Here is a 19324-nt window from a genome sequence, read left to right as displayed (position 1 = left end):
CTATATACCACAAATCTTTAATTACAAATTGCCCTAAACGATCCAATAAAGTGGAAGAACTAAATGCACCGGTTGCGGTAATTAGGAATGTTTGGGTCATCATAAATACGCTTAAACACGCTAAGCCACTTACAATAATTAGCTTTTTATTATTTAAAAATAGCCCTAAGCCCAATAACACAGCAAATAATACATCAAACCCGCCAATCACGTTAGACGCGCCTTGTACGCTAAATACCGTGTATAACCACGACATAAACGGTGAGGTTTCTACTAAACTTACAATGCCTTTTGCTTCAAACTCATAAAACTTCATGCCGCCAATCCACAGTAAAACCATAGCAACCGGTATAAAGTTTAAAAGTACGTGTTGTTTGTCGGTAAGTTTTTCTTTATAAAACAAAAATAAATACAAAGGCACTACAGCAAAGTATTTAATTATGCCCTGCCCGCTACCAATGATTGGAAAGCCGCCAAGTTGCGCCATCCAACGGTTACTGGCAAACAAGGTAAGTAATGCAACTAAACTTATAATTGCTGCAAGTAAAAGTGCTGGCGTAGGTTTCATTAGTTTAAGGCGAGCGAGCACGGTGGCAAACGCTAAGGCAATCATAAATGAGCCACTAATCAAACCTAATGCAGATACAGACATTAGCGAATCAACGCCATAAAAACTAAACGTAGCCGTTAACGTATTAGGGTTTGCTCCTAACGCAAACGATAAGCCAAGTAACAAAAAGCTACTCGCTAATAAAAAAGTAATCACGTTATTGGTTAGTTTTAAGTTCATTGTATTTCCAAGTATTCATCAGGACTTACAAAGACCTTACGAGCCGATAAAACAATTCAAACTAACTCTTAAAAAATATGAGTTGATTAAGCACAACGTAAGCTCTCATCGGGTAATTTAATCATTCACTTTAGTTTATAGTTTATTTCCTCTTTATTAATAAAATTAAATAAGTCTAATATTCACATGATGTGCGTCATCTTTTTTATTATTAAATGAAGTAGAATAACGTCGCCTTTTCAATAAACAGAATGCATGCATTTCTAAAACTTAGGGACATTTTTAATGAAGGGTACTGATATTCGAGTTACCTCTGGACTGATTTCTATAGCCATTGTTTTACTACTTTGGTTTGCTGTACCGCCTCCACAAGGTGTTACCGAAAACGCATGGCATTTGCTCGCTTTATTTATTGGTACTGTAGTTGCCATTATTGGTAAAGCAATGCCTATCGGCGCCATTGCTATTTTAGCTATTACTTCTGTTGCGTTAACCGGCGTAACTAATGACAGCCCATCTGGCGCTATTAAAGATGCATTAAGTGGCTTTTCTAATTCATTAATTTGGTTGATTGGTATTGCTATTATTATTTCTCGGGGTTTAGCTAAAACTGGTTTGGGAAATCGTATTGGCTATAATTTTATTTCTCTTTTTGGTAAAAAAACAGTTGGTATTGGCTATGCACTCGCACTTTCTGAACTTGTTATAGCACCTGTAACGCCAAGTAATACCGCGCGAGGCGGCGCTATTATTCACCCAATTATGAAGTCGATAGCAACAAGCTTTGGCTCGTCCCCTGAGGAAGGCACATCTCGTAAAATTGGGCACTACCTTGCTTTAGTGAGCTACCATATAAACCCTATTACATCAGCTATGTTTATTACAGCGACTGCGCCAAACCCGCTAATTGTAAAACTTATTGCAGATGCTACTGGTGCAAATATTAGTATTACTTGGAGTACGTGGGCGCTGGCAGCGCTTGTTCCTGGTTTGCTATGCATTGTCCTTGTGCCTTTGGTTGTTTATGCCATTTACCCACCTGAAGTTAAAAGTACGCCCGACGCTAAAACCTACGCAGAATCTAAATTAACTGAAATGGGCCCAATGAGTTACGGCGAAAAAATAATGGTGGGTGTTTTTGCCATGCTGCTTATTTTATGGGCCGGCGTGCCTGCAATGATTTTAGGGGCTGACTACGCAGTTAATACAACCGCAGTGGCTTTTTTAGGCTTGTCGGTTTTATTAGTCACTGGTGTATTAAGCTGGGACGATGTACTTAAAGAAAAGTCTGCGTGGGATACCGTTGTTTGGTTTTCAGCATTAGTAATGATGGCCACTTTTTTAAATAAACTAGGTTTGGTAACGTGGTTTTCAACACTTGTTGAGAGCAACATTGCGCAACTGGGCTTTGACTGGATTGTATCGGCCATTATATTGGTAGCTGTGTATTTTTATGCTCATTACTTTTTTGCTAGTACCACAGCACATATTACTGCTATGTTTGCCGCATTTTACGCCGCAGGTTTAGCGCTTGGCGCTCCGCCTCTATTTTTAGGTTTACTGTTAGCAGGCGCTTCATCACTAATGATGTCGTTAACACATTACGCAACAGGCACATCTCCCATAGTGTTTGGCTCAGGCTATGTATCGTTAAAAGACTGGTGGGTAATGGGCCTTATAATGAGCGTTATTAATTTAAGTGTATGGGGAATTGTTGGCGGGCTTTGGTGGAAAGCACTTGGGTATTGGTAGTATTGCCTTTGTTAGCTTGGCTTGCACATTTAATACTGCGCACTTATTTTGGTTCGTTCTACAAATATAAACATTAAGGCTGTTGCAAGGGAGCACTATGGTTTTTAAATTCATAAAGGCAGCATATTCAGACCGAGACTACTTATTAAGCCTCAGAAAGCTGACTATGGTTGAACACTTAGAAAATGCCGGGTTATTTTTAACAGTTCAACAGCATGTTTTAAGGCTTGATGACCAATATGACTGCTCCCATCTTATAGTTATAAATGAGGTACCAATTGGTACTTTAAAATACAAAACACACGCCCAACACGTTGAAATAATGCAATTACAAATACATCCATTGCACCAAAATAAAGGGTATGGGAAAGCGGTTATTGAACAAGTAATTACAAATGCGCAGTCAAAACCCATTAAACTCACCGTGCTTAAAAACAACCCAGCATTAGGACTTTATAAGCGGCTGGGTTTTACTATAACGGGTGAGGATAATTACGAGTACCACATGCAAACGCGGGCTATTCGTAGCTAAAATTAGTCGCTTTGATCTCTGAAGTCTTTTTTTCTGAAAATAGTTAAATGCCAACCCCAATGCAAAGAGCCTAATCTTAAAAAGATAGTCGTGAAAAATGAGCCTAAAATACACCAAATGTAATCTACATTAAGGCTAAATAAAGCGGCATAAACTGCACCACCCGCTAAACACGCAGAGGCGTAAGGTTCGCTGCGCATAACAGTTGGCACCTCACGGCAAATTACGTCGCGTATTAAACCACCAAATATACCTGTAGTAATGCCCATGGTAATTGCGACCACCATGCCAGAGCCATTAATGAGTGCTTTTTCTATCCCTATAATATTAAATAACGCCATACCAACAGCGTCTACTAATAAAAAGTAGTAATTATTAACGCGCGGTAAGTATCGAATAAATACAACCGCAGCTATAACGGCCCCATAGGTCGAATATAGATACTCTGGGGTAGCAATCCAAAATACCGGTTTGTTTAAAAGTATATCTCTGAGGGTGCCGCCCCCTAATGCAGTAACCGTTGCCACCACTACGACACCAAAGCCGCTAATATTTTTCTCATACCCAAGCAACGCGCCTGCAACAGCAAAAAATGCGACACCGAGTAATCCTAGTACCATAAAGTATTCAGCAGTCATCGTAATTCCTTTTTAAAATTTATAAGGAGTTGTATCAACTTACGTGCCAAAAAACTGAGTGAATATAAATAAACCCACAATTTAAGTGACTGAAATTTATAAGCTTATTTCATTTATTAAAAAATATTAGCTATGTGATATTTAGTGAAGGATTAACAAGAGTAATTATTTTAATTATGGGTAGTTTTTACACGTTAAAGTACAGAGGGATTTTGTTACAGAGTTGCAGCCGAGCACTTTTAAATTTTAAGCAAAAATTAAATGAACAATAAAGCTATTACCAATATTACAAAAATAATAGGCAATATTGCATGTTGCCAATTTTGTTCTTTATTTTGATTATAGAGTGTTTGCATTGAGCTTTTATCATTATTGGTAAAACTATGCTGGCACTGCATACAGTTTTGGGCTTTTATGCTCACCCAAGTACCACATTTAATACATGCGTAACGCCTCGACAGTTTATCAAACTCGTTTGTTTTCCTAAATATTCTCATTTATCACCTCATTGATTTTCGCCGCGGTAAGAAAACCAATGAATAATATATATGTTGAGTAACAAATTAAAGAAGCCGCTAGTGCTAAAATTAGCTGTGTGTTGTTTTTCATAATCATCCTTGGTTACTAGTCAAAAAACAATCGGTAAGGTTTATTAATTATATTACCAATTTAGTGAAATACGCCATTTTGTAACTTTTGCTAATCAAACTTAAATCCGGGCAAAGTTGTCCTAATTAATATCTTGATTAATCTACATAACTTACTTTTGTTCCCGCTAAATGATCATGTAAACAGCGTTTATCTTTTCCAAATATAAATAATGGATTAACAAAACCAGCTATAAACTGACCTACCGAAGGGACAAGTGATAATAGTTGCATACAAAGCATGCGTTTAAAGTAAATTGTAGTAAAGCTTGCTTGTGTACCGTCTAAATTTTCAATGCGGATAGACATTAAAGATTTACCAATTGTTTGTCCGCGTTGGTACATAAGGTAACCATGAAGCACTAACGTGCTTAATATGCCATAACCTAGCAAACCTGCAGATAAAGTAAGTGTTGGTTGGCTTAAATTATCAAACCCTACGAGTATGAATACAGGTATAAAACAAACAACACCTAAAACGCCATCAACAATAGCAGCCACTAACCTATCTGAGCGCGTTGCTTTTTCTCCTGCTACTTTTGATACAACATTTACAGATGGGCTCTGCGCTTCTCGCGTTTTAATTAAGTTGTCTATTTCTTTTGCTCGCTCTGGGTAGGCTTCGCGATCTATAGCTTTCGCTGATGAGTAAAGCTCATCTAAAGTGTAGGTAGAAAAATCAATTTGAGAGTCCATTTAAATCAAGTCCGCATTTTCATTTAATGTAATTTAACACAATTAATTTAGGTTATTCAAATGTTTATGTGATTTTAATAACATACCATAACGTGTTGACGTTGTTATAACTCGAACCGCAAGCGTGCTCCTAAATCGCGCGTATCAGCAAGTTCTTTTATATTCATTATAAAAAACATGTCCCCTTGGTCAGGTTTAATCACACCATAAAGCATTTTCATTAATGTGTTTTTACCAGCACCATTTTCACCTTTGGATCCACATATTAAAAGCATTCACTTTACCGAGCTTTATTTTTAAGGCTACGCCGTTATTACCTACACCTCGACAATTTTGCCGCTTTGAACCACTAACTGACCAAGCGGTCAACAATGGCATAGTAACTGCAATAAGCTAACTAAAGATGAAAAAGTATTTTTGTTACCCGTGCGCAAACAACAAGAAAAAACATACGCCAAGCCTTTATGTATCAGGGCTTTATAAAAGTTAAGGGGGTCTGTGTGATTCAATTTTTATTAAATAACACGCCAATTGAAGTACAAGAATGTTCGCCAAGTCTCACCATTTTGGACTGGCTACGCACCAAAAAAGGGAAAGTGGGCACCAAAGAAGGGTGTGCAACTGGCGACTGTGGCGCGTGCACAATTTTAGTAGGTGAAGAGCGTATAAATGCAAACGGGCAAACTAGTTGGCAATACAAAACAATGAACAGCTGTTTATTGTTATTAGGTAATGCGCATGCAAAACATATAGTAACAGTAGAGGCTGTGACTACTGGCTTATACCCAAACTTAACCGATTTACACCCCGTACAACGTGCACTGGTAGAGTGCCATGGTTCGCAATGTGGTTTTTGCACGCCCGGTATAATAATGAGTTTGTTGGCTCTTTATATTAATGAACCAACGTACCCTGGTAAAAAAGCGGTTATTCATGCACTTGGTGGTAACTTATGCCGTTGTACAGGTTATAGCCCAATATTACTTGCAGCCGAAAAAGCCTATAGCTATGAGCGTAAAGCTGAACCGTACTCAGCAATGGCCGCTCAATTTAAAGCATCACTTAATACGCAATATGATGACGATATTCCATTTTTAAAAAATGGTCCTCGCAAATTTTACTTACCACAAACGGCCCAGCAACTTGTTGAGCTAAAAGCGCTTTATCCTTATGCACATTTAGTTGCTGGTGGCACCGACTTTGCCATTGAGCTTAGCCAAAACATGCTCTTACCGGATGTAATTATCTCCCTTAGCCAAGTAAAGGATCTTTGCACCTTGGCAGATAATAACGGTGAGTTACACATAGGTGCAGCGCTACCTTATAGCCAATTTGTTGAGGCATTTTATAACCATTACCCAGAGTCAAAAGAGCTATTTGAACGCTTAGGATCAAGCCAAGTACGTAACAGCGGCACACTAGGTGGCAGCATAGGGAATGCCTCTCCGATTGGCGATCCAGCTCCCCTTTTAATCGCTCTTAATGCATCAATGGATTTATTAAGCAGCGCTGGTACGCGCACTATTAAAGTTGCCGACTACTTTATTGATTACAAAAAAACAGTTCTTAAAAGCGATGAAGTAATTAGCAAGTTCACCATCCCAAAGCGCCCAGAGTCACTAAAACTGGCGTGTCATAAAATATCAAAACGCTTTGAAGACGATATATCTACCGTTTGTTTGGTACTTGCTATAGAGCATTCACAAAACATGATTACTCAAGCCCGCTGCGCTATGGGCGGTATGGCAGCTATTCCTAAGCGCGCGCAGCATATTGAGCAAAAGCTGATATCTCAATCGTTACAAGTAAGTAGCTTTATAGACGCAGCAACGGCTATTAACGATGACTTTACACCTATGAGCGATGTAAGAAGCAGTGCGCATTATCGCACTACGGTAAGCAAAAACTTATTACAACGCATTGGTATTGAGTTTTGTGAGTCGCAAGCACGCAACAATAACAACATTGCCATTACGAGGATCTCACATGCGTCACTTTGAAATGGATAAACTAAAAGCGCAAGGTGGTAGCGTTGGACAGTCTAAATATCACGAAAGCGCTATTAAACAAGTTTGTGGCAGTGCAAATTTTGCCGACGATAACCCTGAGCCATACGGTTGCCTGCATGCTTACCCAGTGCTCGCCCCTGTTACAAGCGGCTTTATTAAATCAATAGATACAAGTCACGCACTGGCAGTTGAAGGCGTTAAACGTATTTTATCGGCCGAAGATGTACCGGGTAAATTAGATATTGGCCCAGTATTTCCTGGTGACGTATTACTCACTAACCATGAAATTCAATACCACGGGCAACCTGTATTAATTGTTGTTGCCGACACCTATGAAATAGCGCGCCGCGCGGCACGTTTAGTGGTTATAGAGTGCGAGCAAACTACACCCATACTTGATATTAAAGAAGCAATTAGCAAAGAGCATTGGGTAAGGCCGCCTCATTCACTTAACCGTGGTAACAGCGAAAACGCCATTAATAACGCAGCCCACCAGCTTAAAGGCGAAATAAACATAGGCGGGCAAGAACACTTTTACCTTGAGGGCCAAATAGCGCTGGCGCAACCTGATAACGACGGGGGCATTCATGTTCAATGTTCTACGCAACACCCTACTGAGGTGCAGCACTTAGTTGCTAAAATTTTAAAAAAGCCATTTAGCTTTGTAAACGTAGAAACCCGCCGTATGGGCGGTGCTTTTGGTGGCAAAGAAACCCAAGGCGCACCATGGGCATGCCTTGCAGCCCTTGCGGTTTACCACCTTGGCTGCGCAGTAAAAATGCGCCTAGCCCGCAGCGACGATTTTAAATTAACCGGTAAGCGCCACCCTTTTTATAATCACTATCATGTTGGTTTTGACGAAAATGGTTTAATAGAAGGTGCCGACATTACCGTAAACGGATTTTGTGGCTACTCGCCTGATTTATCAGATGCAATTGTAGACCGCGCCATGTTTCATGCCGATAACGCCTACTACTACCCAGCCGCCACAATTAAGGGTAATCGCTGTAAAGTAAATACCGTAAGCCATACCGCATTTAGAGGATTTGGTGGCCCGCAAGGAATGATTATGGGCGAGCTAATAATGGACGATATAGCCGCCAAATTAGGTAAAGATCCGCTTGAGATCCGAAAACTCAATTTATACAAAAAAGGCCGCGATACCACGCCGTACCATCAAACCGTAGAGCAACATATTTTAAAAGATATGATAAGCCAGCTTGAGGAGTCGGGTGACTACTGGGCACGTAAAGAGGCTATTAAAGCATTTAACGTATCGTCACCTATTATCAAAAAAGGCCTTGCGATGACGCCGGTTAAATACGGTATATCGTTTACTGTACAACACTTAAACCAAGCCGGTGCATTAGTACATGTATATAGCGATGGCTCTATACATTTAAACCACGGCGGCACCGAAATGGGCCAAGGGCTAAACACCAAAATTGCGCAAATTGTGGCCCATGGCTTTGGGGTCGATTTTAACGTAGTAAGCATAAGCGCTACGCGTACCGACAAAGTACCAAACACTTCACCAACAGCTGCCTCAAGTGGTACCGACTTAAACGGTATGGCGGCGCTAAATGCAGTAAACACCATAAAAGAGCGCTTAATAAACTTTATTACCGAGCACTTTGAAGTAGACAGCAACACTGTTGTATTTAAAGATAACCTCATTACTTTTAGTAAAGGGGAAATTAGCTTTAGCGAACTTGCAAATCTTGCTTACATGAATCGTATATCGCTTTCATCTACCGGTTATTACGCCACTCCAAAAATTCATTACGATAGAGCCAAAGGTGAAGGCCGCCCATTTTTTTACTACGCTCACGGCGTAGCACTCAGCGAAGTAGAAGTAGATACCCTAACTGGCGAAAACACGGTAACCCGCGTTGATATACTGCACGATGTAGGCAGTTCAATTAATCCAGCTCTTGATATAGGCCAAATTGAAGGCGCCTTTGTGCAAGGTATGGGCTGGCTAACAACCGAAGACTTACAATGGAATGATAAAGGCCAGCTTGCAAGCTTTGGCCCAGCCAACTACAAAATACCAGCCATTGGCGATACCCCTGCCGAATTTAACGTCAATCTTTATAACTCAGCAAATCCAGAAACCACCGTGTTTAGATCAAAAGCCGTAGGCGAGCCGCCATTTATGTTGGCCTTTAGTGTATGGAGCGCTATTCGTAATGCAATAAGCAGTGTGGCTGATTGCAAATACACCGCCCCACTAGATACACCCGCAACCCCAGAGCGAGTATTAAGTGCAATTGAGCAAACCGCTAGTTGGTTTAAGGAGCATCAACATGACTAATTTAAATGAGTCGTTTCAGGGTTTTCATACTCAAAATTGGGCGCAGGCTATAAACGAGCATGAACAAAGCGGCACTAACTATATAATTGCCACGGTACTTGGCACCAATGGCTCAACCCCACGAGGTACAGGCTCTAAAATGGTAATAAGCGGCGAGCATATTTACGACACCCTTGGCGGTGGTCACCTTGAATACGTAGTAATAGAAAAAGCCCGCGAACTGCTTGCCAAAGGCGAAGCCGCCCAAATAATAGAGCAATTTAGCCTAGGTGCAAATTTAGGCCAGTGCTGCGGCGGGGCTGCCACCGTTATGCTTGAATGCATGCAATGCGAGCGCTTTACCCTCGACATTTACGGCGCAGGCCACGTAGCACAGGCGCTTATTGGTATATTGGCACAACTACCTATGCGCATACGCTGGATAGATAGCCGCGCCGATGTATTCCCACAGGTTATTCCAAATAACGTAGTAAAAGTGGTTGATGAAGAGCCAACAGAGCAAGTAAAACGTGCGCCTAAAGCTAACAACTACTTAATATTGACCCATAACCACCAGCTCGACTTTGCACTCACCCAAGCCATTATTAAACGCGCCGATGCCAATTGGCTGGGCGTTATTGGCTCTGACACTAAAGCAAAACGTTTTAAACAACGCCTAGCTCATCGCGATTTTACAGCCGATCAAATAAAGCAAATGACCTGCCCTGTTGGGCTTAAAAACATTACGGGCAAATTGCCAATGGAAGTGGCTATTTCGATTAGTGGACAGCTTATTGGCCTTTATCAGGCTATGCAAACCCAAGCGCCAAAACGCCAAGGCTTGCAATGGCGCACACTAAAAAATGCCTTAATTAACACCACGCAGAAGGAAGTAAACGCATGAGCAGTTTACAAATAAATACGCTAAATGATGCACAAGCAAAACAAGCACTTGAGCATTGCTGCGCGGCCCCTAACTGGGTAGCGGGCATGATAAAAGCAATGCCATTTAAAAGTGCTCAACAGCTGTTTGAATGCGCACAAAGCATATGGGATAGCCTTGGCGAAAGCGACTATTTAGCTGCCTTTGAAGGCCACCCGCAAATAGGCGACTTATCAACCCTTAGCAAAAAATACGCTGCTACCGCACAAAAAGCGGGGCATGAGCAATCGGGTATGAGCAAAGCAAACGAAGCCGTACTTACCAAAATGATTGCCCTCAATAAAGAGTACCTGAACAAGTTTGGCTTTATTTTTATTGTGTGCGCCACCGGTAAAACGGCCGAACAAATGCTCGAACTCATAGAGCAGCGCATACACAACACCCGCAGTACAGAGCTAAATATAGCCGCGGGCGAACAAGCCAAAATAACAAAAATAAGATTGGAGTCACTGCTATGAATAAAAGTATGAGCAAAAGCCCTATAACCACCCATATACTCGATACCAGCACCGGAAAACCAGCAGCAAACGTTGCTGTTAAGCTATTTAAGCTTACAAATAACGAATGGGTACAACTAACCCAAGGCACAACCGATAGCGATGGGCGAATTACCGACTGGCTAAATACAGAAGTAGAATTTACAACCTATAAGCTAGTATTTGATTTAGATAGTTATTACCAAAACCAGCCTACCCCTGCGTTTTACCCAGAGGCGCAAATAACGTTTAGATTACAAGATACTAAACATCATCATATTCCGTTGTTGCTTAGCCCGTTTGGCTACTCTACATACAGAGGTAGCTAATAATGAGTACACAAAATAATAATAATTTAACAGTAGTTTGTGCCGATATACTCGACTTTGTTGACGACCCTGCCATTGCTGGCGAAAACGCCCATCGTTTTTTTGAAAAAGGCGCATTAGTTATCAAGCACGGCAAAGTAGTTAAGCTTGGCTACGAGCACGACATACTGCCTACAATTGATAAATCAGCGCGTGTTATCCGCCACGATGGCAAACTCGTTATGCCTGGTATGATTGACACCCACATACACTTACCACAAACCGAAATGGTGGGTGCGTACGGCGAGCAACTGCTAAGTTGGTTAACCGAGTATGCGTTTCCGACAGAGAAAAAGTTCACGTGTAAGCATTATTCAAAAGAGATCTCTAATCGCTTTTTAGACGAGCTACTGCGCAACGGCACAACCACTGCCCTTGTATTTGGCACTGTGCATCCGCAATCGGTTGATGCGTTTTTTAAAGAATCACAAAAACGCAATTTACGCATGATTGCCGGTAAAGTAATGATGGATCGTAACTGCCCTGACGACTTATCTGATTGCGCGCAAACAAGTTATGACGAATCTAAAGCCCTCATCGAAAAATGGCACAATGTTGATAGGTTAAGCTACGCAGTTACACCACGCTTTGCCCCTACATCAACCCCTGAGCAACTTCAAAAATGCACTCAATTACTGGAAGAATACCCAGACACCTACCTGCATACACACTTATCTGAAAACAAAGACGAGTGCGAATGGGTAAAAGAGTTATTCCCAGAGTTTGATGATTACTTAGGCGTGTACGAGCAAGCAAAAATGGTACGGAAACGCTCGGTATTTGCCCATAGTATTCATTTATCTGAGCGCGAGCTTTGCTGCCTTGCAGATAACAATGCGGCAATATCGCACTGCCCTACCTCAAACCTATTTTTAGGATCAGGACTTTTAAATTTAAAAGCCTGTGAAGAGCACGGTATAAACGTAGGCATGGGTACCGATGTAGGCGCAGGAACAAGCTTTTCTATGCTACAAACAGGTAACGAAGCGTACAAAATCCAGCAATTACAAGGTCAAAAGTTTTCAGCATTTAAAGGGCTGTATTTAGCAACTCTCGGCGGTGCCAGAGCACTCGATTTAGAAGGGACAATTGGTAATTTTGAAGCCGGTTGTGAAGCCGATTTTATTGTAATGGATTGTTCGGCAACTTCGTTTTTAAAATTTAGAATACAACATGCCAAAACCCTGCATGAAAAACTATTTGCAATGATGATGTTAGGCGACGACCGCTGCGTTGAGCAAACCTATATTATGGGTAAAAGTGTGTATAAGCGCGATGATAGCAATCAATTTTCAGACACCCGCTCACCGGTATTAGAAGAGGCTTAACCGTTATGGAAAACTATTTATTTGAGCTTGCTCATTTAGTACTGCGTTACTTTCATGTTATTGCTGGTATAGCATGGATTGGCGCTTCATTTTATTTTGCATGGCTTGATAACAACCTACAAACACCACCGCAATGGAAAATAGATAAAGGCATAAAAGGCGATTTATGGGCCGTGCATGGCGGTGGCTTTTACGAAGTGGCTAAGTATCAAAATGGCCCTGAACAAATGCCTCATACCCTGCATTGGTTTAAGTGGGAAGCGTACACAACCTGGATCACCGGTATATTACTATTTAGCTTACTTTATTATGTTGGCGCCGATGTGTACTTAATTGATAACAGCAAAAGTGAGCTAAGTAAATTTGCAGCTATTGGCGCATCACTTAGTTTTATTGGCTTAGGCTATGGTGTTTATCATTTATTGTGCAAAACCCCGCTCGTTGAAAACGGTAAAGCGTTTATTGCTGTAGTTATTGGTTTATTAGCTCTGTGGACTTTTGGGGTTGATCAATTATTTAGCGACCGCGCTGTTTATATTCATGTAGGTGCACTTATTGGCACGTGTATGGTGGGTAATGTGTATCACATTATTATGCCAGGCCAGCGCTATATGGTGAGTGAAGTAGAAGCGGGTAGAATCCCTGATTCAGCGCCAGGTTTAAAGGCAAAGCTGTGTTCTATACATAATAACTACGCCACGTTACCTGTGGTATTTATAATGCTGAGCAACCACTTTCCTTACACGTATAGCCACAACTTTGGCTGGCTTATTTTAATTGCGCTGTTTGGTATTGGTATGTGGATACGCCATTACTTTAACTTAAAGCATCAAGGCGTTAATAAACCCTCAGTACTTGTAAGCGGTATTGCAGCCTTTTTTGCTCTTATGCTCGCCATAGCCCCTTGGCCCAGTACACCAATAAATGCAGGCGAAAGCGCGCCTTTACAAGCAAGTATTACCGACGCACAAGCGTGGGATATAATCAGCAAACACTGTACTGGGTGTCACAGCGAAACACCCACCTCTGCGCTTTTTCAAACAGCGCCGCTAGGCTTTAAGCTCAACTCTATTAGTGATGTAAAAAAAGCCAGCACGCTTATTCATACCCGCGCGGTTATAACCAAAGACATGCCACTGGCTAATATGACCCAAATGACTGACACAGAACGTGAAACGCTCGGGTCTTGGCTCACAGCACTTAAAAAGGAGCAATAAAATGAGCGAGCAATTTAAACACTACCCGCGCGATTTAATTGGTTATGGCCCTGATCTACCCCATGCAAATTGGCCCAATAAAGCACGTATTGCCGTACAAGTAGTATTAAATTACGAAGAAGGCGGCGAAAACTGTGTATTACATGGTGATGCAGCCGCTGAAACGTTTTTATCTGAAATAGTCAGTGCCCCCCATGTTGAAGACCGCCATATAAGCATGGAGTCTATTTACGAATATGGCTCACGCGCTGGCGTGTGGAGGCTACTGCGTTTATTTAAAAAATACGATATACCGGTCACCATTTTTGCAGTGGCGATGGCCCTTGAGCGCCACCCCGATATAGCTAAAGCATTTGTTGAAGCGGGTCACGAAATTGCAAGCCATGGCCTGCGCTGGATTAATTATCAAAATATAGATAAGCAAACCGAGCGCGAGCACATGCAACAAGCCATTGAGATCATTCAAACGCTTACCGGTAAAAAGCCCAAAGGCTGGTATACCGGCCGAACTAGCCCAAATACCGCAGCACTTGTAGTTGAAAATGGTAATTTTTTATATGATGCCGACGATTACAGCGACGACCTACCTTTTTACAGTATTAAAGAAGGTAAACCACAGTTAATAGTGCCCTACACGCTTGATGTAAACGACATGCGCTTTGCTGCCGTGCAGGGCTTTAATGCCGGGGATCAATTTTATAATTATTTAAAAGATGCCTTTGATACGCTTTATGAAGAAGGCGACCCACAAGGTGAGAACGCCCCAAAAATGATGTCGATAGGTTTGCATTGTCGCTTAATTGGCAGACCAGGAAGAATAAAAGCATTAGCACGGTTTTTAGAATATGCCCGATCGCATGAGCAAGTTTGGTTTGCCACGCGTGAACAAATAGCCGAGCACTGGCTTAAAACCCACCCGTATAAAAAAGCATAGCTGTAATCCATTAAAAATAAATTCTAATTACTTATTACCCTCATCGTAAACATAAAAAAGCCCAGCTTTGCTGGGCTTAAATTACTTTAGATGTAATAAAATTTATTCAAAAGAAACGGTGATGATATTCGAACACACATTTTCTGTTACACATAATTGGTAATCGTACGATGGTAACGTAGCTCCACGCACGTAATCACGGTAACGACCGTTATCTGGAACGGTATCAACTAACTCGCCATTACGGTAAACGCTTAATGACTCTGCACCCACTTCTTCCCAGCTAAGTTCTACACGCATCGTACCTAAACGTGTTTTGTTAGCGCGTTTTAAGTTCAGCTCAAGGGTCACGTCACTTACAACAACCGTTTGAGTAAATGAATCAGTATTACCTTCACTATCTGTAACAGTTAACTCTACATCGTAACTACCTGATTGGGCATAGGCATGTACTGGTCTTGAGTCAGTTGATGTTGCACCATCACCAAAGTTCCAGCTCCACTGTGTTATATCATTATTAGCATCACTGCTTGTGTCTACAAATGCAGCGGTTAACCCTTGTGTATCAACAGTGAAACTAGCAAGAGGTGGTTGTGAACCTACTTCACCAATAGCACTGAACGTAAGTGACCAACTATTAATATTACCTGTATCTATACCTGCCGTATCGACAACATTTAATGTCCAATCACCGGTTCCTACTTCGCCATTAAATACACTTGATGTAAACGTTTTAACAATATCGTCTTCGCTACCACCTTGATTACTTTGTAGAGTGACTTCAGAGCCTTGCGGTGAAATAAGTGTAAGTACTAAATCTCCAGACCACGTATGTGTGATATTTACATCTGCTGAAGTACCAAAAATAGTTAAATCATCAGCAACTGTGATAACCGAATTAACGCCTAATGGATCGTTATCAGGGATCGGTAGATTTTCTTCATTACTATACGTAAAGTCATTTAAACCAGCAGGTTGTAACATTAAACTTACTGTTTTTTCTTTAACAATATCATCTGATGTTGCTGTAACAGTAAACTCATAATCACCCCATGGCGTATTTTCATCGGTCTCAACACTAAGCTGTACTGTTTCGCCTGGACGTGCTGTTAATGCAGATAAATATGCACCACCAAGACTAGATGTTAGATCAAGTGTTACTTCACCATCCCACTGTGCAATAGAACCTATTTCAAATGTATACGATGCAGTTTCGCCTACTGTTTTTTGCTGTGATACAGGTGTCACAGACATTATAAAACTCGGGGTTGGGTCTGCATCAAGTAATGCTTGGTTTGCATTGAGTCGAGTGCCAGCAACCGTTTTACCTTGTAATGCAGTATTTACATCACCACTGCTCATCAATAACTGTTTAAGTTCTGTGGTTGTTAAATCTGGGTTGATTGACAACACAAGTGCAGCAACACCTGCAACATGAGGTGTTGCCATTGAAGTGCCTGAGTAAGTAGCATAACCGTTACCCGGGACTGTTGATAAAATAGCACTACCGGGTGCCCCCATATCAACACTGGTTAAACCCCATTGTGAGAAGTCAGATAAATTATCGCTGCTATCAGTGCTCGCAATAGAAAAAACACTCTCGTGTTCATAGCTTGATGGGTAATGCGGGTTTGCATCATTATCAACTGCATCATTACCGGCAGCGGCAACAAATAAAATGTCAGCTTGCTCACTTACTGTAATTGCATCAGCTAAAGCTTGGCTAAAACCACCACCACCCCAACTATTGTTTAGAACACGTAAATTAACACCTGAATTTTTAAGGTTAACCATATAGTCAATACACTTAATTGCATCTGATGTTGAGCCATTACCAGCCGCATCTAAAAACTTACAACCAACAATAGATACTTCTTGGTTTACACCTACAATACCCGTTGAATTGTTACCGCTTGCACCGATTGTGCCTGACACATGAGAACCATGTCCTTGGTCATCCATTGGGTCGCCAGCATCTGTAATCGCGTTAATACCATGAATATCATCAATATAACCATTGCCGTCATTATCAATACCATCACCAGCAATTTCGCCAGCATTAACCCATGCGTTATCAACTAAATCGGGATGACTATAATCAACACCTGTATCAATAACACCCACTATAACATCGCGGCTACCGATAGAAATGTCCCACGCTTCAGGTGCATCAATATCGGCATCTGTAACACCACCTGTTTGGCCCTCATTATTTAAACCCCATAGTTCATCAAAACGAGGATCATTAGGAGAGCTTGTAGCAATACTCACTCGGTAATCTGGCTCTACATATTCAATAGCTTGATTTGACTTCAAACGCTCAATAGCTTCTTTGGTACTCATACCAGAGACTTTAAACTTAGCTAAACGGCCCGAAAATAATGACGTAAAGTTATCATCAACCTCATCATTATTTAAATCCGATATTTTAGCTTTAACCATAGCGCGTACTTGTTTACGCATTTGTGGCGTTGTATTTTTTTTATATTTAACAATTATAGAGTCACTACTTGCAGTAACTTGTTGCAGTGCACCTGCATCAGGTAACTTTGCAGAAGCTAAACAAGGTAGTAGCGCGAGCGTAATAATAGATAATTTTGTTTTCATTGTTCTATCCATAGTAGGGAAGGCTTAGAAACACTAAGCAAGTTTTTCACTACTTCAAGTACAAGGGATCACATGGCAAGATATAAGCAAACAACCAAACACCAAATTAAACAAGTAATAAAGATTAAAAATAACAAAAAACCATTATTTTTAACTAGAATTGGCAAAAAAAAACACCTAATACAGTCATTATAATGAATTTATTACACTTACCTCTACCCAATATAGGGTCATGTTTTTTTACTGCTTTTTTCGAATAAAATCTAAAAAAGCAAGGTTATAAGCTTAACCATTTGAAATATAAAATAAAAAAAATTGGTAAAAAATGATGATTTAAGAAATTCATATTGAGGAATACAGTTAGTACTTGATTATGAATTTAAGCTTAAACTTTGTCAGTGTTAGCTTTATGACAAGACTCGTTTTTACTCAATAATCATATATTTCGCTTCACTCACTTACATAAGTAACTAAAGCGGATCACAAAACATTATATCGGCACGGCATGCTGAGACAGCAAATACCTTATTAAAACCTATAACATTTAAGGTGTTTGATTTTATCATTTCAAGGAGAAAAATAATGAAGTTGAACAAATCAATTCTAAGCTGCGCGGTTGCAATTGCAATGAGTACTAGCTTTGCCTCATATGCTGAAACAGGTAATAAATCAGTATCTAGCTCTGAACTTAACACCAAGGTATCTATTGCAAGTACAGCTAATTCAATGACACTTGCTCAAACATTAAACAACAATACGGCATTGTTAATACAAAATGGCGATAGCAATACCATGCTTGTCACAACAACAGGCAATAATAACGATACAGAAGTAACCCAAGCACAGTTTGGTAACTATGCTGAAGTAACTACAATTGGTGATAGCAACTCACAGGCATACGCTCAAGATGGTACTGCGAATGGATTAATAACCGAAGTTACTGGTAATAATAACCTCTTACTTGTAACACAGGTTGGCCAAGGTGTTTTGGTCAATAACGAAGCTATAAATACAGTAACTGGTGATGACAACTTGATTGAAGTAGAACAAGGCACTGGCGGTCATTGGTTCTACAACATGGATATGCAAGGTAATGGCAACGAAATAACTTCGCTGCAAACTGGTGAATGGCATGAAGCTGAAATAACAATGCTCACTGGCGATCAAAATACACTCGATTTAGAGCAAGCAGGTTACTGGAACACCTTTAAAGTCAGTTCTTTACAAGGTAACGACAACGAGCTTGATATTGAGCAAGATGGCGATCGTAATGCGGTAACACTCAGTGCTATTTCTGGCGACGCTAACGAGTTTTCCATTGAACAAGATGGCAATACAAATGCTGTAACATTTGCAGCGGTTGTGGGTAATGATAACGAAATAGATATTGACCAAGAAGGCAGTAACAACACCGCAGACTCAGCGTTATTTGAAGGTCAAAACAATGAAGTAACCATTACTCAAGTAGATACATACAACACTGCTACCGCTGAACTTATTGGTGATAATAATGAGCTAACAAGTAATCAAAATGGTTTGTTCAATGACGCTTACATGGGCGTGTTAGGTTCTGATAATGAATTTACGATTGATCAGGTAGGTGAATTTAACTCAGCACATTTAGTTAACTTCAATGGCTCTGATAACGACATAAATCTAACACAAACAGGCCAAGATAATACCGCTGTTGTGGAGTCGTCTTACCCAGACACTTCACTTACTTCAAACGATAACGATATTGATATTGTTCAAGATGGTTCTCTAAATGAAACAATGCTAACACTTGCTGGCATTTTAGACAGTAACGGTAGTCAAATTGATATTGCTCAAACTGGCGAAATGAATGTTATTGATTTAATGGTTGAAGGCAACGACCACAGCATTGATATTTCACAACAAGGTGAAAATAACTGGGTTGGCGGAACAGAGCAATCAGCCTTTTTAGTTGGCGGTGAAAACGTATCATTTAGCGTAACTCAGCTGGGTAACGATAATATTGTTGAAGGCGCTGTCATTGGCTTTAACAGTACAGTATCTGTTACTCAAATGGGTGATGGTAATACGGCAACAATTACACAAATGTAATTGCAA

Annotated in this window: 16 protein-coding genes; 11 read left to right on the top strand and 5 right to left on the bottom strand. The window is 40.6% G+C overall.

All coding sequences use genetic code 11. The annotated features are described in order from the left end of the window. On the bottom strand, positions 1-790 hold a 790-nt coding region (locus P20495_RS20105; protein ID WP_033015066.1), incomplete at its 3' end, for a DUF417 family protein. Positions 791-1075: 285 nt separating this feature from the next. Here P20495_RS20105 and P20495_RS16955 point away from each other — a divergent pair. Together P20495_RS16955 and P20495_RS16960 are read left to right on the top strand one after the other, a co-directional pair. After that, the gene (locus tag P20495_RS16955) at positions 1076-2542 is read left to right on the top strand and encodes a DASS family sodium-coupled anion symporter (protein WP_008134164.1); all 1467 of its coding nucleotides are present in this window, start codon (positions 1076-1078) and stop codon (positions 2540-2542) included. A gap of 97 nt (positions 2543-2639) precedes the next feature. Further along, complete coding sequence (locus tag P20495_RS16960; protein WP_008134163.1) at positions 2640-3074, top strand: N-acetyltransferase; 435 nt, start codon at positions 2640-2642, stop codon at positions 3072-3074. 2 nt (positions 3075-3076) lie between these two features. Here P20495_RS16960 and P20495_RS16965 read toward each other — a convergent pair whose 3' ends face one another. From P20495_RS16965 to P20495_RS21455, 3 genes are all read right to left on the bottom strand, one after another. Further along, positions 3077-3712 (bottom strand): trimeric intracellular cation channel family protein, encoded by a 636-nt coding sequence (locus tag P20495_RS16965; RefSeq protein ID WP_008134160.1) that lies wholly within the window; start codon positions 3710-3712, stop codon positions 3077-3079. A gap of 746 nt (positions 3713-4458) precedes the next feature. After that, the gene (locus P20495_RS16975) at positions 4459-5055 is read right to left on the bottom strand and encodes an RDD family protein (protein WP_008134152.1); all 597 of its coding nucleotides are present in this window, start codon (positions 5053-5055) and stop codon (positions 4459-4461) included. 104 nt (positions 5056-5159) lie between these two features. Beyond that, positions 5160-5330: an ATP-binding cassette domain-containing protein gene (locus P20495_RS21455; protein WP_007378414.1), complete on the bottom strand. Its 171-nt coding sequence runs from the start codon at positions 5328-5330 to the stop codon at positions 5160-5162. 225 nt (positions 5331-5555) lie between these two features. Between P20495_RS21455 and xdhA the strand changes: the two genes are divergently transcribed. From xdhA to puuE, 8 genes are read left to right on the top strand one after another with little or no spacing between them, the layout of a single operon-like run. Beyond that, positions 5556-7055 carry a xanthine dehydrogenase small subunit gene (xdhA, locus tag P20495_RS16980; RefSeq protein WP_008134150.1) on the top strand — a complete coding sequence of 500 codons (1500 nt, stop codon included), beginning with the start codon at positions 5556-5558 and terminating at the stop codon, positions 7053-7055. Next, complete coding sequence (gene xdhB, locus P20495_RS16985; protein WP_008134147.1) at positions 7042-9381, top strand: xanthine dehydrogenase molybdopterin binding subunit; 2340 nt, start codon at positions 7042-7044, stop codon at positions 9379-9381. The genes xdhA and xdhB overlap by 14 nt, the downstream gene beginning before the upstream one ends. Next, entirely contained in the window at positions 9374-10264 is an 891-nt protein-coding gene (gene xdhC, locus P20495_RS16990) for a xanthine dehydrogenase accessory protein XdhC (protein WP_008134145.1), read from the top strand. Before xdhB ends, xdhC begins: the two co-directional genes overlap by 8 nt. Continuing rightward, on the top strand, positions 10261-10761 hold the full coding sequence (gene uraD / locus P20495_RS16995; protein ID WP_007378418.1) for a 2-oxo-4-hydroxy-4-carboxy-5-ureidoimidazoline decarboxylase: 501 nt from the start codon (positions 10261-10263) through the stop codon (positions 10759-10761). Before xdhC ends, uraD begins: the two co-directional genes overlap by 4 nt. After that, on the top strand, positions 10758-11108 hold the full coding sequence (uraH, locus tag P20495_RS17000) for a hydroxyisourate hydrolase (protein WP_008134141.1): 351 nt from the start codon (positions 10758-10760) through the stop codon (positions 11106-11108). The genes uraD and uraH overlap by 4 nt, the downstream gene beginning before the upstream one ends. Positions 11109-11110: 2 nt before the next feature. Further along, positions 11111-12475, top strand: a complete 1365-nt coding sequence (guaD, locus tag P20495_RS17005; RefSeq protein WP_008134140.1) for a guanine deaminase — start codon at positions 11111-11113, stop codon at positions 12473-12475. A 5-nt stretch (positions 12476-12480) separates the two neighbouring features. After that, the gene (locus P20495_RS17010) at positions 12481-13692 is read left to right on the top strand and encodes a urate hydroxylase PuuD (protein ID WP_008134139.1); all 1212 of its coding nucleotides are present in this window, start codon (positions 12481-12483) and stop codon (positions 13690-13692) included. Between the two features lies 1 nt (position 13693). Further along, positions 13694-14626 carry an allantoinase PuuE gene (puuE, locus tag P20495_RS17015; RefSeq protein ID WP_008134138.1) on the top strand — a complete coding sequence of 311 codons (933 nt, stop codon included), beginning with the start codon at positions 13694-13696 and terminating at the stop codon, positions 14624-14626. Positions 14627-14728: 102 nt separating this feature from the next. On the opposite strand, the gene P20495_RS17020 is transcribed toward puuE, so the two are convergent. Then, the gene (locus tag P20495_RS17020; protein ID WP_008134137.1) at positions 14729-17233 is read right to left on the bottom strand and encodes a S8 family serine peptidase; all 2505 of its coding nucleotides are present in this window, start codon (positions 17231-17233) and stop codon (positions 14729-14731) included. Between the two features lie 582 nt (positions 17234-17815). Between P20495_RS17020 and P20495_RS17025 the strand changes: the two genes are divergently transcribed. Continuing rightward, a complete protein-coding gene (locus tag P20495_RS17025) occupies positions 17816-19318 on the top strand; it encodes a curlin (RefSeq protein WP_007378425.1) in 1503 nt (500 codons plus the stop codon). Positions 19319-19324: the final 6 nt, after the last annotated feature.

It is taken from the genome of Pseudoalteromonas sp. BSi20495 (assembly GCF_000241185.1).
In the GTDB taxonomy this organism is placed as follows: domain Bacteria; phylum Pseudomonadota; class Gammaproteobacteria; order Enterobacterales; family Alteromonadaceae; genus Pseudoalteromonas; species Pseudoalteromonas fuliginea.
Note: the sequence above shows the minus strand (reverse complement) of the source record. Positions and strands in the feature narration are given on the sequence as shown.